18 protein-coding genes are annotated in these 24,355 nt (G+C 60.7%); 6 read left to right on the top strand and 12 right to left on the bottom strand.

Annotated features, from left to right (window positions below; all coding sequences use genetic code 11):
* Positions 1–65: 65 nt before the first annotated feature.
* Both AC3IUE_RS29030 and AC3IUE_RS29025 read right to left on the bottom strand, forming a co-directional pair.
* Positions 66–2,270 carry an OsmC domain/YcaO domain-containing protein gene (locus tag AC3IUE_RS29030; RefSeq protein WP_489264436.1) on the bottom strand — a complete coding sequence of 735 codons (2,205 nt, stop codon included), beginning with the start codon at positions 2,268–2,270 and terminating at the stop codon, positions 66–68.
* Between the two features lie 153 nt (positions 2,271–2,423).
* Positions 2,424–2,978, bottom strand: coding sequence for a cysteine hydrolase family protein (locus AC3IUE_RS29025; RefSeq protein ID WP_462000000.1), 555 nt, complete (start codon positions 2,976–2,978; stop codon positions 2,424–2,426).
* 101 nt (positions 2,979–3,079) lie between these two features.
* On the opposite strand from AC3IUE_RS29025, the gene AC3IUE_RS29020 reads away from it, so the two are divergent.
* The 3 genes from AC3IUE_RS29020 to AC3IUE_RS29010 all read left to right on the top strand — a co-directional run bounded on the left by AC3IUE_RS29020 (position 3,080) and on the right by AC3IUE_RS29010 (position 6,138).
* Positions 3,080–4,072: a GlxA family transcriptional regulator gene (locus AC3IUE_RS29020; RefSeq protein ID WP_461999999.1), complete on the top strand. Its 993-nt coding sequence runs from the start codon at positions 3,080–3,082 to the stop codon at positions 4,070–4,072.
* A 208-nt stretch (positions 4,073–4,280) separates the two neighbouring features.
* Positions 4,281–5,390 (top strand): DUF3182 family protein, encoded by a 1,110-nt coding sequence (locus tag AC3IUE_RS29015; RefSeq protein ID WP_489264435.1) that lies wholly within the window; start codon positions 4,281–4,283, stop codon positions 5,388–5,390.
* The gene (locus AC3IUE_RS29010; protein WP_489264434.1) at positions 5,380–6,138 is read left to right on the top strand and encodes an alpha/beta hydrolase family protein; all 759 of its coding nucleotides are present in this window, start codon (positions 5,380–5,382) and stop codon (positions 6,136–6,138) included. The genes AC3IUE_RS29015 and AC3IUE_RS29010 overlap by 11 nt, the downstream gene beginning before the upstream one ends.
* Before the next feature lie 219 nt (positions 6,139–6,357).
* Here AC3IUE_RS29010 and AC3IUE_RS29005 read toward each other — a convergent pair whose 3' ends face one another.
* The 5 genes from AC3IUE_RS29005 to AC3IUE_RS28985 form a co-directional block, all read right to left on the bottom strand.
* The gene (locus AC3IUE_RS29005) at positions 6,358–7,347 is read right to left on the bottom strand and encodes a lysylphosphatidylglycerol synthase domain-containing protein (protein WP_489264433.1); all 990 of its coding nucleotides are present in this window, start codon (positions 7,345–7,347) and stop codon (positions 6,358–6,360) included.
* Positions 7,347–8,630: a cardiolipin synthase ClsB gene (gene clsB / locus AC3IUE_RS29000; protein WP_489264432.1), complete on the bottom strand. Its 1,284-nt coding sequence runs from the start codon at positions 8,628–8,630 to the stop codon at positions 7,347–7,349. The genes AC3IUE_RS29005 and clsB overlap by 1 nt, the downstream gene beginning before the upstream one ends.
* On the bottom strand, positions 8,627–9,424 hold the full coding sequence (locus AC3IUE_RS28995) for an endonuclease/exonuclease/phosphatase family protein (RefSeq protein ID WP_489264431.1): 798 nt from the start codon (positions 9,422–9,424) through the stop codon (positions 8,627–8,629). Before AC3IUE_RS28995 ends, clsB begins: the two co-directional genes overlap by 4 nt.
* Positions 9,421–10,347, bottom strand: coding sequence for a DUF72 domain-containing protein (locus AC3IUE_RS28990; protein WP_489264430.1), 927 nt, complete (start codon positions 10,345–10,347; stop codon positions 9,421–9,423). Before AC3IUE_RS28990 ends, AC3IUE_RS28995 begins: the two co-directional genes overlap by 4 nt.
* A gap of 211 nt (positions 10,348–10,558) precedes the next feature.
* On the bottom strand, positions 10,559–11,770 hold the full coding sequence (locus tag AC3IUE_RS28985; protein WP_489264429.1) for an MFS transporter: 1,212 nt from the start codon (positions 11,768–11,770) through the stop codon (positions 10,559–10,561).
* A gap of 359 nt (positions 11,771–12,129) precedes the next feature.
* On the opposite strand from AC3IUE_RS28985, the gene AC3IUE_RS28980 reads away from it, so the two are divergent.
* On the top strand, positions 12,130–14,259 hold the full coding sequence (locus AC3IUE_RS28980) for a mechanosensitive ion channel family protein (RefSeq protein ID WP_489264428.1): 2,130 nt from the start codon (positions 12,130–12,132) through the stop codon (positions 14,257–14,259).
* Between the two features lie 106 nt (positions 14,260–14,365).
* On the opposite strand, the gene AC3IUE_RS28975 is transcribed toward AC3IUE_RS28980, so the two are convergent.
* Complete coding sequence (locus AC3IUE_RS28975) at positions 14,366–18,682, bottom strand: DEAD/DEAH box helicase (RefSeq protein WP_489264427.1); 4,317 nt, start codon at positions 18,680–18,682, stop codon at positions 14,366–14,368.
* A 309-nt stretch (positions 18,683–18,991) separates the two neighbouring features.
* On the opposite strand from AC3IUE_RS28975, the gene AC3IUE_RS28970 reads away from it, so the two are divergent.
* Together AC3IUE_RS28970 and AC3IUE_RS28965 are read left to right on the top strand one after the other, a co-directional pair.
* Complete coding sequence (locus tag AC3IUE_RS28970; protein WP_046053235.1) at positions 18,992–19,876, top strand: sugar nucleotide-binding protein; 885 nt, start codon at positions 18,992–18,994, stop codon at positions 19,874–19,876.
* Positions 19,869–20,798, top strand: a complete 930-nt coding sequence (locus AC3IUE_RS28965) for an NAD-dependent epimerase/dehydratase family protein (RefSeq protein ID WP_489264426.1) — start codon at positions 19,869–19,871, stop codon at positions 20,796–20,798. Before AC3IUE_RS28970 ends, AC3IUE_RS28965 begins: the two co-directional genes overlap by 8 nt.
* A gap of 56 nt (positions 20,799–20,854) precedes the next feature.
* Here the strand turns inward: AC3IUE_RS28965 and AC3IUE_RS28960 are convergent, their stop codons facing one another.
* From AC3IUE_RS28960 to AC3IUE_RS28945, 4 genes are all read right to left on the bottom strand, one after another.
* Positions 20,855–21,553, bottom strand: coding sequence for an OmpW/AlkL family protein (locus tag AC3IUE_RS28960; protein ID WP_056743683.1), 699 nt, complete (start codon positions 21,551–21,553; stop codon positions 20,855–20,857).
* A 222-nt stretch (positions 21,554–21,775) separates the two neighbouring features.
* Positions 21,776–22,294: a DUF3299 domain-containing protein gene (locus AC3IUE_RS28955; protein WP_056743681.1), complete on the bottom strand. Its 519-nt coding sequence runs from the start codon at positions 22,292–22,294 to the stop codon at positions 21,776–21,778.
* A gap of 11 nt (positions 22,295–22,305) precedes the next feature.
* Positions 22,306–23,571 carry an ABC transporter permease gene (locus tag AC3IUE_RS28950; protein ID WP_489264425.1) on the bottom strand — a complete coding sequence of 422 codons (1,266 nt, stop codon included), beginning with the start codon at positions 23,569–23,571 and terminating at the stop codon, positions 22,306–22,308.
* Between the two features lies 1 nt (position 23,572).
* Positions 23,573–24,283, bottom strand: coding sequence for an ABC transporter ATP-binding protein (locus AC3IUE_RS28945; protein WP_489264424.1), 711 nt, complete (start codon positions 24,281–24,283; stop codon positions 23,573–23,575).
* Positions 24,284–24,355 lie beyond the last annotated feature (72 nt).

The raw sequence follows: 24,355 nt of genomic DNA, 5'->3' as shown, positions 1-24,355 counted from the left end.
AAAGCAGTTATCCAGTCAGTAACAAAAAAGCGAAGCCATCTGGCTTCGCTTTTTTGTTGGCGCTATTAACTGGATAACGCGGTCACATTGGCCCGTGCCGAGTGCAGTTTCTTGTAGCTATCGATCAACCGCAGGTGCCTGTCGAGCCCCTCCAGTTTCATGCTGGTCGGCGTCAAGCCATGGAAACGCACGCTGCCGTCCACCGATCCGATTGCTGCGTCGGTGCGCTCGTTGCCAAACATCCGGCGGAAATTGGCCTCGTAGTCTTCCAGTTCCAGGTCTTCGTCCAGCTTCATCTCCAGCACCACATTGACGGCCTGGTAGAACAAACCACGCTCAACCGTGTTGTCGTTGTACTGCAGGAACATTTCTACCGCCTCTTTCGCCTCTTCATATTGCTGCAAGGCGAGATAAATCAGCAGCTTCAACTCAAGAATCGTCAGCTGACCCCACGCCGTATTGTCGTCAAATTCGATGCCGATCAGGCTGGTGATGTCGGTGTAGTCGTCCAGCTCACTTTCCACCAGACGCTCAACCAACGCTCGCAGTTCGTCTTCGTCCAGGCGATGCAGGTTCAGGATATCGGCGCGGAAGAAAAGCGCTTTGTTGGTGTTGTCCCAGATCAGATCATCCGCGGGATAGATCTCCGAATAATCCGGTACGAGGATGCGGCACGCCTTGGCGCCGATATGCTCGTAGACCGCCATGTACACTTCCTTGCCCATGCCTTCGAGAATGCCGAACAAGGTCGCGGCTTCTTCGGCATTCGAGTTTTCACCCTGGCCGGAGAAATCCCACTCCACGAATTCGTAATCGGACTTGGAGCTGAAGAAGCGCCACGACACCACGCCGCTGGAATCGATGAAGTGCTCGACGAAGTTATTCGGCTCGGTCACCGCATGGCCTTCAAACGTCGGCTGGGGCAAGTCGTTGAGGCCTTCGAAGCTGCGGCCCTGGAGCAGTTCGGTCAGGCTGCGCTCCAGCGCCACTTCCAGGCTCGGGTGCGCGCCGAACGAGGCGAACACACCGCCGGTACGCGGGTTCATCAACGTGACGCACATCACCGGGAATTCACCGCCCAGGGATGCATCCTTCACCAATACGGGGAACCCTTGCTCTTCCAGCGCCTGAATACCGGCCAGTATCCCGGGGTACTTCGCCAGCACATCGGCGGGCACATCCGGCAGTGCAAATTCACCTTCGATGATTTCGCGTTTTACCGCACGCTCGAAGATCTCCGACAGGCATTGCACCTGGGCTTCGGCCAGCGTGTTGCCGGCACTCATGCCGTTGCTCAGGAACAGGTTTTCAATCAGGTTGGACGGGAAATACACCACTTCGCCGTCCGACTGGCGCACGTATGGCAGCGAGCAGATGCCGCGCTCTTCATTGCCCGAGTTGGTGTCGATCAGGTGGGAGCCACGCAACTCGCCGTCGCGGTTGTAAATCTTCAGGCAGTACGCGTCGAGGATTTCGGCCGGCAGTTCATCTTTACGGCCAGGCTTGAACCAGCGTTCGTCCGGGTAATGCACAAACGGCGCGTTGGCGATCTCTTCGCCCCAGAACTGATCGTTGTAGAAGAAGTTGCAGTTGAGTCGCTCGATAAACTCGCCCAACGCCGACGCCAGCGCGCCTTCCTTGGTTACGCCCTTGCCGTTGGTAAAACACATCGGCGAGTGCGCATCGCGGATATGCAGCGACCACACGTTGGGAACGATATTGCGCCACGAGGCGATTTCAATCTTCATGCCCAGGTCCGCCAGAATGGCCGACATGTTGGCGATGGTCTGCTCCAGCGGCAGATCCTTGCCCGCGATATAGGTGTGCGCCTCTGAATTAGACGCAGGCATCAGCAGCGCCTGGGCATCGGCGTCGAGGTTTTCCACTTCTTCGATCACAAACTCAGGCCCGGCTTGCACCACTTTTTTCACGGTGCAACGGTCGATGGAACGCAGGATGCCCTGGCGGTCCTTGTCGGAGATGTCCGCTGGTAGCTCGACCTGGATCTTGAAAATCTGGTTGTAGCGGTTTTCCGGATCAACAATGTTGTTCTGCGACAGGCGGATGTTTTCGGTGGGAATACTGCGAGTGTCGCAGTACAGCTTCACGAAGTAAGCCGCACACAACGCTGACGAAGCCAGGAAGTAGTCGAACGGACCCGGTGCCGAGCCATCGCCCTTGTAGCGGATAGGTTGATCGGCCACCACCGTGAAGTCGTCGAACTTGGCTTCAAGTCGAAGGTTGTCGAGAAAGTTGACCTTGATTTCCATGGGGGATTACCAGAATAACGGCTAGACGATTTGGCCGCCATTATCCGGCTTTTCGGCCGTAAGTCTCAGAAAAAAGGCCAGTCATGTGCGCACGCGACTGGCCTTCTTTGTTTCGGGAGCGTCAGATTGCAGCACCCGAGGCAGAAGCGTTGGTCAGTGATGCGCCGCCAGGAACTCGTCAGTGGACACCACGCTTGCATAGGCGAAGCCCAGGGCCGACATGAAGGCGGCATGAACGTGGGCTGCCGGAACGGTGACGCCGTTGAACTCCAGATCACGGGTAGCGCAGGCGTCGTGAATCACGGTAACGCTGTAGCCAAAGTCCGCGGCGGCGCGGGTGATGCCATCGACACACATGTGGCTCATGCTGCCGACGACCACGAGCTCCTTGATGCCTTGTTCGTCGAGGATCGATTTCAGTTGTGTTTCACGGAACGAGTTGACGAAATGCTTGAGCACCACAGGCTCATCGGCGCGATTCAGTACTTTGGGGTGCAGCTTCGCGCCCTCGGAGCCCGGAGTGAAAAAGGGCGCTTCGTCGGAGGTGAATTCGTGGCGGATGTGCACCACCGAATCACCGGCATCGCGGAAGGCTTTGAGCAGACGAACGGCATTGTCCGCCGCGGCATCGGCGCCGACCAGCGGCCACTTGCCTTGGGGGAAGTAGTCATTTTGGATATCGACTACGATGAGTGCTTGCTTGGCCATGACTGTTTCCTCGAAGTGCTTGTTGGTGTGAAATGAAGTATTGGGTCTGGCAGGCCGTCCGAGGATTGGCCGCACCGACAATAGAAGGGGGAAAACTGACAATGGACGCAGAAAGGCCAATCACCGAGTTGGGCGTGCTGATCTATCCCGGTGCGCAGATGGCGGCGGTGCATGGATTGACGGACTTGTTCGGGGTGGCGAACCGGATTGCCGCCGAGCATCAGGCGGCGCAGTTGCCGTTGCTGCGGGTCAGCCATTGGCAGGTTGATGGCGATCAGGCGCCCGAGCGGGTCTACGACAGTCATCCCGCTGCGGACGGTGCGTTGGTGGCGGTGTTGATCCCGCCGTCGATTGCCGGTTTTTCCGAAGGCCAGGCACCGCAGGCGCTGTTTCGCTGGCTGCGTCAGCAACACGCCAATGGCGCGACACTCGGCGGGGTTTGCGTGGGGTCGATTCTGTTGGCCGAGAGCGGCCTGCTCGACGGCCGTAGCGCCACTACTCACTGGACCTCGGCCAAAGCCTTCGCCGAGCGTTATCCGGCGATCAAGCTCAAGGCCGATACACCCATCGTTGACGACGGCGACCTGATCACCACTGCGGGGCTGATGGCCTGGTCCGAACTGGGCTTGCGCCTGGTCAATCGCCTGCTGGGGCCGAGCATCGCCACCAGTACCGCGCGATTTCTGGTGGTGGAACACAGCGACAGCGCAAGCGAGTGCGGCAGCAATTTTTCACCCATTCTCAGCCATGGTGACGCCTCGATTCTCAAGGTCCAGCATTGGCTGCAAAGCACCGGAGCGACCGATGTGTCACTGCCGACGATGGCCGAGCGGGCAGGGCTGGAAGAACGCACGTTCCTGCGTCGATTTCGCGCCGCAACCGGGCTTAAACCCACCGAGTACTGCCAGCATCTGCGGGTCGGCAAGGCCCGGGAAATGCTCGAGTTCACCAACGGCACCATCGATCACATCGCCTGGACGGTGGGTTATCAGGATCCGAGTGCCTTTCGGGCGACGTTCAAGAAGATTACCGGGTTGGCGCCGAGTGATTACCGGACACGGTTTGGAGTGACACCGACTGCGGCAACCCGGTAGAAGCCTCACTCCCACATTGGGTCAGTGGAAGGCTTGAATCGTGCAAAATGCCGGAATCTTGAAGGCTGTCGTGCAGAATCAAATAGGCAGGGTGCCATCATGTTTTTCGCAACTGGCTGATTTGAAAAATGTTTGTCTTCGGCCCTCCTTGGCCTGATCTCTGCACCCCTTCAACTACATTCATCACGCGCAGATTGAAGGGGGACGCATGACCCCAACAAACCGCAAGAAGCTGGTGGTCGCCCACTCCGTGCGGCCTGAGGCTCCGTTGCACGAAGTAGAAACCAATCGTGCGCTGGCCCGTTGGCTGGCACAGATCCTGGGGCTTAAATACGGCGGCAATTACGACCCGGAACTGCACAACGGTCGAGACCTGTATCTGTTGCCGACCCAGACGCTTGTGGGCGTCGCTGCCGCCCGTCAATTGGGCGTCAAGGGGCCTGAGGATTTGTGGGGCGGTTACGTCGACCATGATTTCATCTGCACCAAAGCCATCAGTCACGGGTTGCGTAACAAAAATGCTCACGCTCCGGAAGGCTGGTCACCGTTGTTTTCCGAACGTGTACGCAGCGTGGTGCTCGACGGCCTCAGTGTTTTTTCCATGGACGATGCGCGTCCTGCGGCGGAGCATCTGCTCTACAGCGGCCCGATCCGCATCAAGCCTATTCATGCCTGCGCCGGACGCGGTCAGGAAGTGATCAAAAGCCTCGACCAGTTCGATGCCATCCTCGCCAGACCCGATGCCAGAACGCTGTTCACCGAAGGCGTGGTGCTGGAGCAGGACCTGGACCACGTGATCACCCACAGCGTCGGTCAGAGTTTTATCGGCGACACGGTGCTGAGTTATTGCGGTGATCAATACTTGACCAAAGACGGTCAGGGCGAGCAGGTTTATGGAGGGTCCAACCTGCTGGTTGTGCGGGGTCACTACGACGATTTGCTCGAACTGGAACTGCCGGACGATGTACGGCTGGCGATCCGGCAGGCGCAAGTGTTCGACCGTGCCGCGGATGAGGCTTATCCCGGTTTCTACGCCTCGCGGCGCAACTACGACATCGCCCAAGGTGTGGATAGTAATGGCAAACAGCGCAGCGGCGTGCTCGAGCAGTCCTGGCGGATGGGCGGTGCCAGCAGCGCCGAAGTCGCCGCCTTGCAAAGCTTCGTCAACGACCCCGGGATGCGCGCGATTCGCGTGTCTTCGGTTGAGACCTACATCGACCAGCCGCTGCCGGCGGACGCCATCGAGGTGTATCGCGGGCCGGCGCAAAACAGTGACTTTCTTCTCAAGTACGTAACGGTTAAATCCTATGACGGCTAGAAGCGAAACCATTCAAATCGACATCGACGATGAACAGATGATCGGGACTTTTCTCAGCCCCAAATCAAAAGTGCCCGGCGTGCTCTTTGTGCACGGTTGGGGCGGCAGTCAGGAGCGGGACCTGGAGCGGGCCAAAGGCATCGCCGGCCTGGGTTGCGTGTGCCTGACGTTCGACTTGCGCGGGCACACCGGCGGCACGGGTATTGCGCTGAGTCGAGTAACGCGCGAAGACAACCTGCGCGACCTGCTGGCAGCGTATGACCGCTTGCTCGCGCACCCGGCGCTCGATACATCGGCGATTGCCGTGGTCGGCACCAGTTATGGCGGTTACCTGGCCTCGATCCTGACGTCATTGCGTCCGGTGCGCTGGCTGGCGCTGCGGGTGCCGGCGCTGTATCGCGATGATCAATGGCACACACCCAAACGTGACCTGGACAAGCTCGATTTACGTGATTACCGCCGCACGTTAGTCCGCGCCGACAGCAATCGTGCGCTGCATGCCTGTTCGCAATTTACCGGGGATGTGCTGCTGGTGGAGTCCGAGACCGACGACTATGTGCCCCACTCAACCATCATGAGTTACCGCGCGGCCTGTCAGCAGACTCACTCGCTGACCCACCGGATTATCGACGGCGCCGATCACGCCTTGAGCGAGCCTGTTTCGCAACAGGCATACACCTCGATCCTGGTGGACTGGATCACCGAAATGGTGGTGGGCGAGCGGTTGAGCATCATCCAGTCATCGTGAAAATACGGACTGTTAATGCCTAATGCAGATAGATAAAGAACAACACAATTTGTAGCAGCTGGCGAAGCCTGCGTTCGGCTGCGAAGCAGTCGTGAAACCAGAGATTGCGATCTTCCTGAAACACCGCATCGCCTGATTTCACGACTGCTTCGCAGCCGAACGCAGGCTTCGCCAGCTGCTACGGATCGCGTTTTGGCTTAACTGATCGGCATTAGGCTGTCAGTGCCTCGGTTTCTTCTCGATCCGCAACGACTTGGCCTTGGCTTCCACGATCAGGTACATCACCAGGGTAATCAGTAGCGGCAAGATGAAATAGATCGCCCGATAGGCCAGCAATCCGGCCACCAGGCTGCCTCGGGACACTTCATGTTGCAGCAGCGCCACGAACACCGCTTCAAGCACGCCGAGCCCGGCGGGGATGTGCGTGATGACCCCGGCAATCGCGCTGATCAACAACACCCCAAGCACCAGCGGGTAATCCAGTTTGCTCGGCAGCAAAGTGAAAATCACTGCCGCCATCAGCGACCAGTTCAGCGCCCCGAGAGCCAGTTGCAGCACTGCCATGCGCAGGGACGGCAGGTCGATTTCCACCCCGCGTATCGCCCACTCCCGTCGCTTGGAGAACTGACACGCTGCCAGATACCCCGCGCTCACCAGCAGCAACAACACGCCCACACCTTGCAAGGCGTCGCTGCTCAGCTTCCAGCCTGGCGGCATTCGCACCAATCCGCTGCTGAACACCGCACCGGCAATCACCATGTAACCGAACCAGTTGGTTGCCAGGCTCAACCCGAGAATTTTCGCGATATTGCCCTTGTTCACCCCAAGTCGCGAATACAGCCGATAACGCATGGCAATGCCGCCGACCCAGGCACTCAGGTTGAGGTTGAAGGCATAGCTGATAATCCCCACCGGCAAGATCTGCTTCCACGTCAGGTCCTGGCGAATGTAGGTACGGCCGATCAGGTCGAAGCAGGCGTAGACCAGAAAACTCAGCAAGGTCAGGCTGGACGCGATGATCAGCGTGCGCACCTTGAAATCGGCGAGGTTATCGAACACTTCATCCCATTCGATGCGCTGGGCAAGCATCGTGAACAGCACGATCAGCGCCAGGAAAAACAGCATTGTCAGCGGCCGTTTCCAGCGGCTCCAGCGGGATTTGGTCGGGTTGTCGGCGTGGGTCGCCGGTTGTGTATCAGAGTGGCTCATCAGGTGTCACTCCCGGCGGAATGGGAAAAAGGTTTCAGGCGCGGCTTGTGCGCCGGCAGCCAACCGGCCCAGGCCGGGAAGTGCCGCAGAAAGTGAAACACCAGAAAGCCGACGGTCATGTGCCAGACCCGCCCGCGCGGGGACTTGTCTGCGGACATGACCTTGCAATGGTTGTTGCTCAGGTCTTCGAGGCGCTCGAACAGGTCGCGGTTGAAGGCGCGATCGCGGATCAACACATTGGCTTCCAGGTTCAAGGACAGGCTCAACGGGTCGAGGTTGCTCGAACCGACCGTGCTCCAATCCTCATCCACCAGCGCGACTTTGCCGTGCAGCGGACGGTCGCAATATTCGTAAATCTGCACGCCGGATTTGAGCAGGTAGTCATAGGTCATGCGCGCGGCGAGTTTGGCCGCCAGCATATCGGGCTGACCTTGCAGGATCAGCCGCACATCGACGCCACGGCGCGCCGCGTTGCGGATCTCGCGCAGCAGGCGATAGCCCGGAAAGAAGTAGGCATTGGCGATCACCACCCGGCGCCGGGCACTGCGCAGCACCCGTCGGTAAACCTCTTCGATGTCGGTCGGATGCTCGCCATTGTCGCGGTACACCAGGCGAACCTGGCCGTCATGATCGGTGAACGCCAGCTCCGAGCGCCTTTGCCTGCGTCGTTGCCACCAGTATTTGGCGCGAGCCGGGCGACCGCATTGCAGCAGTGCGAAGTGATGGATGTCGGCCACCGCCGGGCCTTGCACTTCAACGGAATAATCCTGCTTGGCCTCAGGGCCGAAGTCAGCCAAATGGTCGGCAGAAAAGTTGATGCCGCCGATGAACGCAATCGTGCCGTCGACCACCACGATCTTGCGGTGCAGGCGGCGGAACCAGTTGGTGCGGATGCCCAGAAGTTTGGGCGCCGGGTCGAAAATCTGGATGCGCACGCCGGCCTCGCTCAGGGCGGAGAGGTATCCCGTCCCCAGTTCTCCGCAGCCAAAGCCATCGAGACTGGCGGTGATCCGCACGCCGCGTTGAGCTGCGGCGATCAGTACTTCCTGCAGCTCATTGCCGACTTTGTCCTCGAACACAATGAAGGTTTCCAGCAGGATTTCAGTCTTGGCCTGACGCATGGCTTCGAACACCCGAGGGAAATACGCTTCGCCGTTTTCCAGCAGGTCTACGCGGTTGTTGCCTTGCCAGCCATATTCGACGTCGACCACGCCCGGCTCACGGACCGGCGGGGTTGTGGATAAGTGCTCCACATGGGTTTTTTCCATCGACGGGCTGCTCATAGCTCGATCTCCACCGATAGCGGCGCATGGTCGGAAAGGTGTGACCATGGCCGCGCGGCCAGCACTTGCGGTTGGCTGGCCTTGAGGTTGCGCACATAGATGCGGTCAAGGCGCAACGCTGGCAATCGCGCTGGAAAACTGCGCGCCGGTTTGCCGTGGAGTTCGGCGAAAACCTCCCGTAAACCACTGGGTTTGAGCAGCGCGTCGGCACGCTGACGCCAGTCGTTGAAGTCACCGGCAACGATCACCGGGGCATCGCTGGGCAGTTCTTCGAGGCGCTGGGCCAGCAACTTGAGTTGTTCGGTCCGGTGGGTTTCGCGAAGGCCCAGATGCACGCAAATGGCATGCACTTCCTGGCCGTCACCGGGCAGGCGCAGTACGCAATGCAGGATGCCGCGGTTTTCGTGACCGCTGATGGACACGTCGAGGTTGTCGTGGCGAATGATCTGGAATTTCGACAGCAGCGCATTGCCGTGATCGCCCGCCGGATAGACCGCGTTGCGCCCATAGGCGAATTGCGGCCACAGGGTGTCGGCGAGGAACTCGTATTGCGGCATCGCCGGCCAATTGCTGTAGCGCTGGGGATGATGTTCGTGGGTGCCGTGGACTTCCTGCAAAAACACCACGTCGGCGGACACGCTGCGCACCGCTTCGCGCAATTCCGGCAGGATGAAGCGCCGGTTGAGCGCGGTGAACCCCTTGTGCGTGTTGACCGTCAGCACGGTAAAGCGGCGCACGGAGGTGATGATGGGTTGCTGTTCGTCGGTGGTGCCGACCGGTTCGGAAATGCTCATGACAGCACTCCTTCGGCGGCCAGTTCACCGGGACGGGTGGCGAGGTCTTTATCCAGATGAAAGCGCTCCAGCAAGCGGCGGGCATCGAAGGGCGCGCGGACTTTGATGTCATTGTCGAAGTAGCAAAACACCTCACGGGACTTGCGCGCCTTGGGCTTTTGCCGGGGCGCGATCAGCTGCGGGTCGGGCGGTTGCTGGCCGTGGTACCAGGCCTCGATCCGGTCGCCCCAGCGTTTCAGCGCCTCGGGGGTGTAACCGCTGGCATAGAGTTCTTCGGCACCGTGCAGGCGCAGGTAAACGAAGTCGCTGGTGAGGTCTTCGCGGTACGGCCATTTACCGGCGGTGTCGGCGATCACCAGCGCAGCATTGTGGCGTTTGAGCAGGCGGATGAAGGCGGGGTCGACGAAGCTCTCGTTTCTGATTTCTACGGCATGGCGCAACGGCTTTTTTCCGTAGGCCTTCATGCTGGCGTGACCGTTCACGTGCGAATCATGCTGGCGGGCGAGGGCGGCGGCCTCTTCGGTGTTGTGGGGCAACTGCTCCAGAAAGGTCTCGAACAGCTCGGCATCGAATCTGAAATTGGGCGGGAATTGCCAGAGGATCGGGCCGAGTTTTTCTTTGAGTTCCAGCACCCCGGACGCAAAGAAATTCGCCAAGGGTTTATGGATTTCCTGCAGTCGCCTGATGTGGGTGATGAAACGCGGGGCTTTGACGCTGAAAACGAAGCCCCTCGGGGTTTCGGCGTACCACTGGGCATAACGTTCGGGCCGTTGCAGGGCGTAAAACGATCCATTGATTTCGATGCTGTTGACCGCCCGTGAGGCGAATTGCAATTCGCGCTTGTGGGTCAGCCCCGTTGGGTAGAAATCCCCCCGCCAGGGCGTGTAGCGCCAGCCTGAAATACCGATGTGGATCGCCGCCATGTCGCCTCCCGTCTAATGGTTCTCGGACTGCCCTGTCTTTTGATGACTGCGGGGCGGGCGAGAAAGTTTCGACGGGGCTACGGACGGTTAATGCTCAACAGACCCACACAAATCAAATGTGGGAGCGAGCTTGCTCGCGATGACGGAGTGTCAGTCAACATCTCAATCGACTGATAGTCCGCTATCGCGAGCGAGCTCGCTCCCACAGGGGTTAGTGGCCGGTGACGATCCGTTGTGAGCCTTCAACCGGTTCGGCATACACCGGACCCAACCGATCAAGACGCCCGCTCCACATGGTCAGCGCCAACGCGACCAGCACCACCAGCCCACCGATCCATGCGGTGTGAATCAAGCCCATGTGAGCAACGATCAAGCCGCCACCCCACGCGCCACCGGCGATGCCGAGGTTGAACGCGGCGATGTTCAGACCCGACGCCACATCCACCGCATGCGGGGTGTGATGTTCGGCCTGACGCACTACGTAAACCTGCAGACCCGGCACGTTGCCGAACGCAACCGCGCCCCAGACCAGTACGGTGGCCAGGGCCAACCATGGATTGCCAGCGGTGAAAGTCAGTACGAACAACACCGCCGCGAGCAGGGCGAAGATAATTTTCAGGGCGCTGATCGGGCCGCGTTTGTCCGCTAGTTTGCCGCCCCAGATGTTACCGACGGCCACCGAGATACCGTAGACCAGCAGCACCAAGCTAACGGTGCTGGCGCTGAAGCCGGAAATGTCCTGAAGAATCGGTGCCAGGAAGGTGAACGCAATGAACGAGCCGCCGTAACCGACCGCGGTCATGGCGTACACCAGCAACAGACGTGGCTGCTTGAGCACCTGCAATTGCTGCAACAGTGAAGCCGGTTTGCTGTGGGCAATGTTTTTCGGCACGTAAAGCAGGCTGCCGATGAACGCGATCACACCCAGCGCAGACACGGCGAGGAAGGTTTCGCGCCAGCCGAAATGCTGACCAATGAACGTCCCCAGTGGCACGCCGGTGACCAGCGCCACGGTCAGGCCGGTGAACATGATCGCGATCGCACTGGCGGCTTTTTCCTTCGGCACGAGGCTGGTGGCGATGGTCGAGCCAATCGAGAAAAACACCCCGTGGGCCAGGCCGGTGACGATCCGCGCAATGATCAGCGATTCGTAGCTTGGCGCTTTCCAGGCCAACAGGTTGCCGAGGGTGAACAGCACCATCAGCGACAACAGCAGCATTTTACGCGGGACTTTACCGGTGAGGGCAGTCAGCACCGGGGCGCCAATGGCAACGCCCAATGCGTAGAGGCTGACCAGCAGGCCGGCGGACGGCAGGCTGACGCCGAGGTCGGCGCCGATGGTGGGTAACAGGCCAACGATGACGAACTCGGTCGTCCCGATGGCGAAGGCGCTGAGGGTCAGCGCGAGCAAGGCAATGGGCATGGCTGCAACTCCGGTGGATTGATTGATGGAGCGCAGTGTCGGGGTTTGGGGTGTGTGGAAAAATACAGGGATGGGCATTTGATATTTGCTTCGCACGCAAAGATCAAAAGCTACCCCCTCACCCCAGCCCTCTCCCCCATGGGGGCGAGGGGGAAAGGGAGCAGATTTGTGTTGTTTTCAAAACCTGAGTTCGACTCGATATTTCAGGTCGATGTAGCTCCAAGAACACCTCGGTAGGCTCCCTCTCCCTTGGGGAGAGGGCTGGGGTGAGGGGGTGGCTCTTGATTTCACCCAATAACCGAACTTGCCTACACTTTCCCGATCAGTTCCTTACAGACCCTTTCGCAGGAGCGCCGCGTTTGTTCAAGTTCAAGACCGCGATACTACTGGGGGCGTTGCTGATTCTGGGCAGCAACGAGCTGGAGGCTGCCGCGCTACCGGGTGTACCAGCGGCGGCCGCCGCCACGACACCGCTGGCCCACCCCGAACCGCTGGTACAGGGTGGTTTGCTGGGTGCTATCAGTTCGAGCATTGAGGAAGTCCAGGGAAAACTCGATCTCAACGAGGACCTGCTGGACGCCTGGCGTCTGCGTGCAGACCGGGCGGCGGTTGAGGTGGATCAACTGGTCAATCATCGGTCGTCCCGTTCGAGCTGGAGCGTGGCGGGGGATTTCCTGCTGTTGTCCGGTGTGTGGATCGGCGTCTTCGCACTGCTCTGGCTGCTGGGAGGGCTGCTCGCCAAACGTCTGTGCCAGAACCGCCTGCTGCTCACTCGCGAGCGCGGTCAGGCGTTACTCGGTTATGTGTTGCCCTACACGGTTCCGGCGCTGGTCAGCTTGCCGCTGACACTTTATGTCAGCCACTTTTTGCAAGTGTCCGCCGGTCGGGCGCTGGCATTGTGTTTCGCTTACGCCACCAGCAGCGGCATTTTCGCCGCGTCGTTGCTGTTGTCGCTGGTGGTGCTGTTCAACGCCGGCCACAAGCGCCGGGCGGTGCAGATTATTCGTCAGCACAGCCCACGACCGCTGTTTTTGATGGGCTTCCTCGTGGCGCTGAGCGACGCCTTGACCAGCCCGCAAATCGCCCGCCTGCTTGGCGGCAATCTCACCAGCAGTGTCGCGGTGTTCACTGGGGTGGCGGCTTCGGTCACCTTTGGCATTTTGGTGATCAAGATGCGCCGTCCGGTCGCCCATCTGATCCGCATTTTGCCGTTGTCCCAGCGCCTCAGTCAGCCAGCCGTGCGTGAAATGCTGAGGATCTTTTCCGGGCTCTGGTACTGGCCGATTCTGTTGATGGTGCTGGTGTCGGTGATCAACCTGATCGGCATTGGCGATGACAACCAGAAAGTACTGCGCTGTGCGCTGTTTACCACGGTGTTGTTGATTGCGACGGTGTTTCTCAGCACGTCGCTGCATCACCTGTTCAAGTCGCGCAGTGAGTTGGTCGTGCGCCGCAGCAGTGCCTACAAAGAGCGTTTCCTCAGCCTTTCGCACGCGTTGCTGCGCATCGCCCTGGCGATTGTGTTCATTGATGTCCTGGGGCGCATCTGGGGTGTGTCGCTGTTCGAGTTTGCGGTGAGCAATTCGGTCGGCCGGGCGATCAGCGATTCCCTGAGCCGTATCGGTTTGATTTTCCTGGTGACCTGGATGGTCTGGGTGGTGTTGGACACGGCGATTCAGGAAGCCCTGAAGCCACCCGTCAGCAAACGCTCGGCGCACCAGCCCAGTACCCGAATCAAAACCATCCTGCCGCTGCTGCGCAACGCGATCAAAATCATCCTGGTGGTGATCTGCGCTATCACCACCATGGCTAATCTGGGGATCAACGTTGCTCCCTTTCTGGCCGGTGCCGGTGTCGTAGGGCTGGCCATCGGATTCGGTTCCCAGCAACTGGTGCAGGACGTGATCACCGGGTTGTTCATCATCATCGAAGACACGTTGTCGATTGGCGATTGGGTGGTGCTCGACTCTGGCCACGCCGGCACCGTCGAAGGACTGACCATCCGCACCTTGCGCCTGCGCGACGGCAAGGGGTTTGTACACTCGGTGCCGTTCGGTCAGATCAAGGCCGTGACCAATCAATCGCGGCAATTCGCCTATGCATTTTTCTCGGTGCAGTTCACTTACGACACCGATGTCGACAAGGCTATCGAGTTGATCCGCGAGGCCGGGGATTCGATCCGCGACGATGCGTTCCTCAAGTACAACCTGCAAGGGCCGCTGGATGTGTTTGGTGTCGACAAGATGGACCTGAACGGCGTGGTGCTGACGGCACAGTTCCGCACCGTGTCGGGAGGGCAATACGCAGTGAGTCGGGCGTTCAACCAGCGTTTGAAAAAGCTTGTGGATAACAGCCCGTGGGTGCATTTCGCGCAGACTTATCCACAGCAGGTTTTGATGCCCCGGCAGGCTGTTGAGCCGCTGCAAAGCGATGGGCTTGCATCGGAGCATTCATCGGTGTTCCTGCCGGATCAGCCGCGCACTCAATGATTTGTGTTGGGGCTGATGGCCTCATCGCGAGCAGGCTCGCTCCCACATTGGATCGCATTCCCCTGTGGGAGCGAGCTTGCTCGCGATGAGGCCAGCCCGGAAAACATCAATGTCGGGTGAGTTTGTTGTGCAGTTCGGCAGTTGATTGCTGATCCAGCTCCAGCCAAAAAATCTGCTTGCCGGCAATCTCGGCAGCGGCCGGCAGACCATCGCGATACACCAATCGATTACTCGCTAACGCCGGCACCTTCGCTCCGGGTAAAAGCGTCCCGGCGAGGTTCAGCGGATCAACCCCGCACACGGCAATCAAACTCCCGTCATGCGGCCGTCGCCGCACCTCGCGCAGTAATGGAATGGCCTCGGGCAACGCAAACTGTTCACCGGCCAAGCCACTGACAAACCTTCCGCCGCGAATCTCGCCTCGAGCTTCCAGCCGATGGAAAGTGCGCAGCAATTCCCGCCAGCTCGGCAGCCAATCCGCTTCACGTTCCAGCAAGCGCCAGAACACTACGCCGTAGCGCCGGAGCAAGGTCTTGGCGATATGTTCAAGGGTGTCGGTCGGCGTCGGTGCCGGACGTTTGTTCTCCACAACCGGAGCTTGCGTCCCGCGTCGCAGCAAGGCCCAGCGCCCGGCATCGTCCATCCCGCCGACAAACGCGCCGCGCCCGCGTCGGCTGCTGCGATTCTGGCGTTTGCTGGCCGGGGTGATCAGCGCTCGCAGACCGGCGAAGCTGTCGGCGTTCACCAACCCGGCACCGACCAGTTCCTGCAAGGCGATTTCCAGTTCCGAGCGCAGCAGGTGGGCTTCGTGAGTCAGCTCATCGAAAAACAGCGCGCCGTGTTGGCTCAGGGCTTCGTAGACTTTTTGCGTCTTGGGCGACAGTTCGCTGGCCGGCGTCTGCTCGGTCAATCCGCTCCACAACCCGACCTGACTGCGCGGCAATAGCAGAATCGGTGTGCTGCGCAGCGCCGTGCTGGCGCTCTTGTTGCGCGCGGTCAGGCGAGTCCATACCAGCTTGCCGCTGCGGCACAGGTCATCCAGCCAACTCGCTGAAAAGTCTTTTATTCGCGCCGGCAAAATATCGCTGTCCCAGGCTGAAGCGGCGGCGGGGTAGCCTTCGAACTGACCGACTATCGCGGGCAATACTGCGCTGCCCTGACCCTGGGTCGCGGCGGACAGGTGCTGCCAGTCGAACAGGAAACGCATGAAATCCTGCAACGCCACGGGCTCGATTTCCCGCCGCAGACGCTTGACGGTGTAGCGGTGAATTCGCGCCAGCAGGTGCCGTTCGCACCATTCTTCCTCCGCCGTGCCTGGCGTGAATTGACCGCGCAGCACATAGCCTTCGCGTTCCAGTTGCGCCAACGCCTGGGTGACTTGAGTTGCCGGTAAACCGAGCGGTTCGGCAATCGCGCTCAGCGGCAACGGACCGAACGCGCTGAGCCGCGCACGAATCACTTCGAGCACCGCTTCGTCCGCCGTCCAGACTTCATCGAACCCGGGCAACGCCTCCAACGGTGGCTGCAAAATCGCTTGTGGATAAATCGCTTGCAGGCAGGTCAGTCGCTCCAGTGCCAACCACAGCGCTTGCCCTGCATTGACTTGCAAGCGGCTGGCGCGACCGCTGTCGGCCAGGGCGTTCAGCCAATCGAGCCAGTCTGGATGGGCCTGGGCCTCGGCGTCGGTGATGCACGCGAGGCTCATCAACGCTTCATGCATTTCATCGACGCCAGTCGGCGTTGGCCAGGCTTCCTCGCGCACGGCTTGAATCGCCTCCGCATCCAGCGCACCGAGGTCATCGGTGGACTGCGGATCGCTCCAGCGACGGTTGAGTACTGCTTGAGTGCGGCGTTCTTCCAGCGGCGCATCGTCGAGAAAGGTGTAGGGCCGGGCACTGAGAATTTCCGCTGCCAGCGGCGAGGGCGCCGGCAGGTCGCGGCTGATCAAGCGGATGTCGCCACGTTCCATGCGCCGCAACAACGCCAGCCAGCCTTCGCTGTCCATGGCCTCGTGCAGGCAATCGTCGAGGGTTTGTTCCACCAGTGGATGGTCGGGAATTTCCCGTTCGCCGGCGAGGTTTTCCACGCAGGCACTCTGATCGGGAAACACGCTGGCGATCAGGTCTTCGCTTTTCATCCGCTGGATCTGCGGCGGGACTTTGCGGCCGCCACTGTAGCGCGGCAGCGCCAGAGCGACCCCGGCATTCCAGCGCCAGCGCACGCCGAACAGTGGCGCGTCGAGCACGGCTTGAATCAGGGTGTGCTCGGCGCTGTTGCTGTGCAAATAGCGCCAAACGTCATCGAGTTCAAAACTGTGGCTGGTGGACAGCGACAGCACGATAGCGTCTTCGCTGGCAGCGGCCTGCAATTCGAAGTTGAAGGTGCGGCAAAAACGCTTGCGCAGGGCCAGGCCCCAGGCGCGGTTGATGCGGCTACCGAATGGCGTGTGGATGATCAATTGCGTGCCGCCGGACTCGTCGAAAAACCGCTCCATCAGCAGCGTGTCTTGTGACGGCAGGGCGCCCAATGTCAGGCGCGCACGGGCCAGGTAATCGACCAATTGTTCGGCGCTGGCGAGGTTCAGACCGAGGGTGTCGGTCAGCCAGTCGATCGCGGGCTGCAAGTGACCGGGCGTGGCGCCGAGCAGCTCATCGAGTTGCGCTTGCAGGCGCGCCACGGCGAACGACAGTTCAGCGCTGCGTCCCGGCGCTTCGCCGAGCCAGAACGGAATGGTCGGCGGTTGGCCCTGCGCGTCTTCGACCCGGACCTTGCCGGTTTCGACCCGCAGAATTCGGTAGGAGGTGTTGCCCAATTGGAAGACATCCCCGGCGATGCTTTCCACCGCAAAGTCTTCGTTGACGCTGCCGATGTTCAGCCCTTGGGGTTCGAGTAAAACGCTGTAGTCGGCGTTGTCCGGGATCGTCCCGCCGCTGGTCACGGCCGTCAGTTTTGCGCCCCGGCGCCCGCGCAGTGTGCGGGTCACGGCGTCGCGGTGCAGGTAAGCGCTGCGGATGCCCAGGCGACCGTTGTAGCCTTCGGCGAGCATCTGCAGCAGCGCTTGATAGTGTTTTTCGTCGAGTTTGCGGTAGGGCGAGGCGTTGCGGAACATCTCCAGCAGTGCCTGCTCCTGCCATTCCTGGCAACTGACCTCGGCGATAATTTGCTGGGCCAGCACGTCCAACGGTGCCTTGGGGATCAGCAAGGTGTCGAGTTCGCCGCGCCGCACACAGTCGAGCAGGGCGGCGCACTCGATCAGGTCGTCGCGGGTGGTGGCGAACAAACGGCCCTTGGGCGTGCCGCCGACCTGGTGCCCGGAGCGGCCGACCCGTTGCAGAAACCCGGCAATCGAACGCGGCGAGGCAATCTGGCAGACCAGGTCGACATCGCCGATATCGATCCCCAGTTCCAGGGACGCCGTGGCAATCAGCACTTGCAGGTCGCCGCGCTTGAGGCGCTGTTCGGCGTCGAGACGAAACTCCTTGGCCAGACTGCCGTGATGGGCGGCCACCGCCTCCTTGCCGAGGCGTTCGCTCAAGTGACGGCTCAGGCGTTCGGCGAGGCGTCGGGTGTTGACGAAAATCAGTGTGGTGCGGTGTTCGCGGGCGAGGGCGGCGAGGCGGTCGTAGACCAGTTCCCAGATGTCGTTGGCCATCACCGCCGACAACGGCACGGGCGGCACTTCGATGTCCAGATCCCGCGGGCGGGCGTGGCCGATGTCGATGATTTCGCACGCGCGATCACGGCCAACCAGAAATTGCGAGACGGCTTCGATGGGTTTTTGCGTGGCAGACAGGCCGATCCGCATCAGCGGTTGTGCGCATAACGCTTGCAGTCGCTCAAGGCTTAGGGCCAGGTGGCTGCCGCGCTTGCTGGCGGCGATCGCGTGAATTTCGTCGACGATCACCGTGCGGGCGGTACTGAGCATTTGTCGGCCGGAGTCGGAACCGAGCAGCACGTAAAGGGATTCCGGAGTGGTCACCAGAATGTGTGGGGCGGTTTTGCGCATCGCAGAGCGGTCTTTTTGCGGCGTATCGCCGGTGCGTACGGCGGTGTTGATCTGCAATTGCGGCAGGCCCATCTCGCGTAACTGCTCGGTGATGCCGGCCAGCGGGTTTTGCAGGTTGATCTGGATGTCGTTGGACAAGGCTTTTAGCGGCGAAACGTAGACCACCAGGGTTTCATCCGGCAGATGGCCGTCGTTGGCCATTGCGCGGTGGACCAGATCGTCGATGACCGCGAGGAATGCGGTGAGGGTCTTGCCAGAGCCCGTGGGTGCGGCGACCAGGGTCGAACGGTGCTGGCGGATCAACGGCCACGCCCGGGCCTGGGCGGCGGTGACCGTCGGGAAGGTGTTGCTGAACCAGGCGCTGACGGCGGGGTGGAAGCCTGCCAGGGCGCTGTCCGTCGGGATTGGCAGATTCATGTCCTGATTTATGCGGGCGAGTCGGGGAAGTTGCAAGTACCGCTCGGGATCTGCGTCGTTGCTGAGGGCCCTATCGCGAGCAAGCTCGCTCCCACATTGGATTTGTGTGCGCCGCAGATCCCTTGTGGGAGCGAGCTTGCTCGCGATAGGGCCGAAACAGGCGCCGCCGAACTCAGGTATCTACACTTTACGGATGACGGTTGCGCACTAAACCCGCAAAATGCAACGATTCCGGCAACTATCGACGGCATCGCCCGCGAGCGGTGTCGATAAAGCCATTGTTTCTATCAGACTGGGCCTGCTGACTCTATGCGAATGCGCCTTATGTTACTGGGCGGCGGAAATGCCCTTGGGCAGGCGCTGATTCGCCTCGGTGCGGAGGAAGACATCGGCTTCCTCGCCCCCCGCCCACCGCAAGACGGCTGGGACGCCGCGACCCTGACGCAACTGCTCGACGACACCCGTCCAGACGCGTTGATCAACCTCGCCTATTACTTCGACTGGTTTCAGGCGGAGACGGTCAGCGAACAACGTCTGGCCGGGCAGGAACGGGCGATCGAGCGTCTGGCCGAACTGTGCCAGCATCACAACATCGTGCTGCTGCAACCGTCGAGCTATCGCGTGTTCGATGGCTCCCGGGCGACCGCCTACAGCGAAAAAGACGAACCGGTGCCCTTGGGCCTGCGCGGTCAGGCCTTGTGGCGGATCGAACAAAGCGTGCGCGCCACCTGCCCGCAACACGTGTTACTGCGATTCGGCTGGCTGCTCGATGACAGCCCCGACGGCACCCTCGGGCGTTTCCTCGGCCGCGCCGAACTGCCTGAAGAATTGCTGATGGCCGACGACCGTCGGGGCAATCCGACGCCGGTGGATGACGCCGCCCGGGTGATCATCTCGGTCCTCAAGCAACTCGATTGCTCGGCGCCGCTGTGGGGCACCTACCATTACGCCGGGCATGAGGCGACCACGCCGCTGGCACTTGGGCAGGCGATCCTCACCGAAGCACGCGCTCTGCATCCGCTGGCCATCGAAGCGCCGACCGCCCAGGCTCACGCCGCGCGACCGGACGCCGCCGAAGAGCCGCAACACGCGGTGCTGGCCTGCAAGAAAATTCTGCACACTTTCGGGATCAAGCCCCGCGCCTGGCGTGCGGCACTCCCGGGCTTACTGGATAGGTTTTATCGCCATGGCTGACGGCCCTGTTTTAATCACCGGCGGCGCCGGTTTCATCGGCTCGCACCTCACCGATGCCTTACTCGCCAAGGGCCATTCGGTACGCATTCTCGATGACCTCTCCACCGGCAAACGCAGCAACTTGCCGCTGGACAATCCTGGCGTCGAACTGATCGTGGGTGATGTCGCCGATGCCGCGCTGGTCGCGCAGGCGATGGTCGGATGCAGCGCTGTGGCGCACCTGGCCGCAGTGGCGTCGGTGCAGGCGTCGGTGGATGATCCGGTGAAGACTCACCAGAGCAATTTCATTGGCTCGCTGAATGTCTGCGAAGCCATGCGCCAGACCGGCGTCAAACGGGTACTGTACGCGTCCAGCGCAGCGGTCTACGGCAACAATGGCGAAGGTGAGTCGATCGACGAAGACACGCCCAAGGCACCGTTGACGCCCTACGCTTCGGACAAATTGGCGAGCGAGCATTACTTCGATTTTTACCGTCGCCAGCATGGTCTGGAACCGGTGATTTTCCGTTTCTTCAACATCTTCGGCCCGCGCCAGGATCCGTCCTCGCCGTATTCCGGGGTGATCAGCATTTTCAGCGAGCGCGCGCAGAAGGGCCTGCCGATCACGGTGTTCGGTGACGGTGAGCAGACTCGCGATTTCGTCTACGTCGAAGACCTCGTCGACTTGTTGGTGCAAGCGATCGAGAAACCGCAGGTCGAAGTCGGCGCGGTCAACGTCGGCTGGAACCAGGCCACGACCCTCAAGCAAATGCTTGAAGCCCTTGAAGTGGTGGTCGGTCAATTGCCGCCGGTGAGCTATGGCCCGGCGCGCTCCGGTGACATCCGCCACTCGCGAGCGAACAATCAGCGTTTGCTGGAGCGTTTTACCTACCCGGAGCAGACACCGATGCGTGTCGGCCTGGCGCGGTTGTTGGGGCGCTGAGGTTTACGCAGTCATGAAAAAGGCGCCTTTCGAGGCGCCTTTTTTGTGCGGCAATTTTAGAACTTGTAACCCAGGCCAACCATGTAGATGAACGGGTCTACGTCTACATCGACCTTGGCGCGAGTGCCCTGCGCCACTGCGTTATTTTGCACTGTCGCGGTGGTGTCGATGTCGATGTAACGCACCTGGGCGTTGATCATGATGTTGTCGGTCAGCATGTAGTCGGCGCCGACCTGGAACGCCATGCCCCAGGAGTTATCCGCCTTGAAGTTGCTGAAACCGTTGGCGCTGGCTTCGCTGCCAACGTGCTCATCGTAGATCCAGGTGTAGTTGATACCGGCGCCGACATACGGCTGGAAGGCGGACTTCGCGTCCAGTGGGTAGTACACAACGCTCAGCGTCGGTGGCAGGTGTTTCAGCGAACCGAGTTTGCCATTGGCTGCGCCGAGGGCGGTGCCTTTGAGCTTCACGTCATGCTCGAACGGCGAGGCCGCCAGCAGCTCGATCCCCCAGTGGCTGTTGAGCATGTAAGCGAAGTTCAGACCCAGTTGCGTGTCGCTGCTCATGGTGGCCTTGCCACCCAGATCGGCACCCTTCAGCGGACCTTGATCAACCTTGACGCTGGAGCTGTCGGCTTTCGGGTTGACGGTGATTGCACCGGCACGAACGATGATATCGCCGGCTTCGTGGGCGTAGGCTAACGGTGCTGCGAGCGCGAGGGCAAACAGCGAAGCGCTGAGCAAGGACTTGTGCATGGAGGGCTCCAAAGGACGTTAAAAATATTCGATGTCCAATGGTACGGAGCCGTCTGATACGGTCTTTTGACTCAGCTCAATGAAACAGTGATGGCCCTGATTTTGTTGGCGCCTCTGATGGCCTCATCGCGAGCAAGCTCGCTCCCACAGGTTCAGTGCGGTCCTTGTGGGAGCGAGCTTGCTCGCGATGGCTATCTATCAAACACCACATAACTACCGGTTTCACTCCGGCAATTCATACACATAAATCTTGTCCGCCTGCATCTGATACCCGGCATCGGCCAACTCGCTGGTCGACGCTTTAACCTGCAATGCCCCTTCAATCCAGTACGGCTGATACAACTCGTCGAGCTTCACACCCACCTTGCTTTTGACGTGCACGATCTGGTTCGACGGCGGTGGCGGCACGTGGATGCAGGCGCCGAAATAAGGCACCAGCAGAAACTCCGTGGTGCGACCTTCTTCACTCACTTCCAGTGGCACGATGTAGCCCGGCAGCCGAATGTGCTGACCGTCGAGACTTTTCACCACCGGTGCATTAGGCATGTCTTGCTTGGCCGCTGGCGCCGATTCGGCGGCCAACGCGTTGCCCATCTGCGACAGGTCGTGCAACGGCGTCATGTTCGGCACTTCCGGGGCGGCGTCCGGCGGGATCATTTCCGACCAGGTCAGCTCTTTCGGTCCGGCCGCCCACAGGGGCAAGGCGACCAGCATCAACAGCGCAAGCACGGCGCGGGGCATGTTCAACGTCCTCATAAACGGATCGACAGGCCATCGGCCAAAGATTGGCGATACGCGCGCCAGGCCGGCACGCTGCCCATCAGCAACGCGGCGATCAGGATGCCACCGAGCAGCGTCCATTCATATTCGCTCGGCCAGGCCAGCGGCAGGTACAAGCCGTAATTCGCTTGCACATAGCCTTGAGCCAAGGCGATGCCCACATACAAAAGCCCCACCCCGGCAATCACGCCCGACAGTGCCAGGGCAAACGCCTCCAGCACCAGCAACGTCGCGATGTGCCACGGCCGGGCACCCACCGAACGCAGAATCGCCATCTCCCGACGGCGTTCGTTGAGACTGGTGAGGATCGCCGTGAGCATACCGATCAACCCGGTCAGCACCACGAACAGCGACACCACGAACAAGGCTTTTTCCGCCGTGCTCATCAAACTCCACAGCTCTTGCAGCGCCACGCCCGGCAGGATCGCCAGCATCGGTTCACCCAGAAATTCATTGATCTCACGCTGTAGCGCGAAGGTAGAAATCTTGCTGTTGAGGCCGAGCATGAACGCGGTGATCGCTTGCGGCGTCAGGTCCATGTTGCGTGCCTGATCGGCACTGATCCGACCGTTGCCGCGCGCCGGCACACCGTTATGCCAGTCGATGTGAATCGCTTCCATGCCGCCGAGGCTGATGTGCAACGTGCGGTCCACCGGGGTGCCGGTGCGTTTGAGAATGCCGACCACGGTGAACGGCTTGTCGTCGTGCTTGACCAGGCTGATCACCGCCACACCGTGGGCCAGCACCAGTTTGTCACTGAGTTTGTAGTGCAGCGCATCGGCCACTTCGGCGCCGAGCACCACTTCGAACGGGTCAGTGGCGAAGGCGCGGCCGTCGGCCAGTTCCAGGTGTTGCTGATGGCCGTACTGGTAATGCTCGAAGTACGCCTCGGTGGTGCCCATCACCCGATAACCGCGATGGGAGTCGCCGAGGGACATCGGGATCGCCCACTTCACTTTCGGGTTGTTGGCGAAGTGTTCGAAGCTGTCCCAACGGATGTTGTTGGTGGCGTTGCCGATGCGGAACACCGAGTACAGCAACAGGTTCACCGAACCGGAGCGGGCGCCGACGATCAAGTCGGTGCCGCTGATGGTGCTGGCGAAACTGGCCTTGGCTTCGGTGCGCACCCGTTCCACGGCCAACAGCAGGCAGACCGACAGGGCGATGGCGAACGCGGTGAGGATCGCGGTGAAGCGGCGGTTAGCCAGGCTGGCCATGGCTAGACGAAACAAATACATCTCAGACCTCGGACGGGGTGGCGGCGCGATTGAGATCGGCCAGCGACAGGTGGCGATCGAACAGCGGTGCCAGGCTTTGGTCATGGCTGACGAACAGCAGGCTCGACCCGGCTTCGCGGCATTCGGCGAACAACAAGCGAAGGAAGTTCTCGCGAGCGTCGTAATCCAGGGCCGAAGTCGGTTCGTCGGCGATCACCAATTCAGGCTGACCAATCAACGCGCGCGCAGCGGCAACCCGTTGCTGCTGACCGATGGACAGCGAATCGGCGCGACGACTGAGGATGCTTTCATCCTTCAGACCCAAGTGGGCGAGGAGGGTGGCCGCCGCCTGATCGACGCTGCCGTGGCGCTGGATCGCCCGTTCAGCGCGCAGTTTGGAAAAGTGGCAGGGCAACTCAACGTTCTCGCGCACCGAGAGAAACGGCAGCAAGTTGAACTGCTGGAAGATGTAGCCGGTGTGATCGACCCGGAAGCGGTCGCGAGCGCCGGCGCCGAGTTCGGTCAGCTCCTGGCCCAGCAATCGGATGCTGCCGCGATCAGGCTTCTGCACACCGCCGAGCAGGCCGAGCAGGGTGGTCTTGCCGCTGCCGCTGGGGCCTTTGAGGAACAGGGTTTCGCCTGGCATAAGGCGAAACGCCGGGATATCCAGCAGCGGCGGATGACCGGGCCAGCTGAAGCCCAGGTCGGACAGTTCGATGAGTGCTTGGGTCATGTGAAACCGGTCAAGTTGGTGGTGAACCCTGTGGGAGCGAGCCTGCTCGCGAAGGGGCCGTCAGCCTCAACA

Source organism: Pseudomonas sp. GL_093, assembly GCF_057837605.1.
Note: the sequence above shows the minus strand (reverse complement) of the source record. Positions and strands in the feature narration are given on the sequence as shown.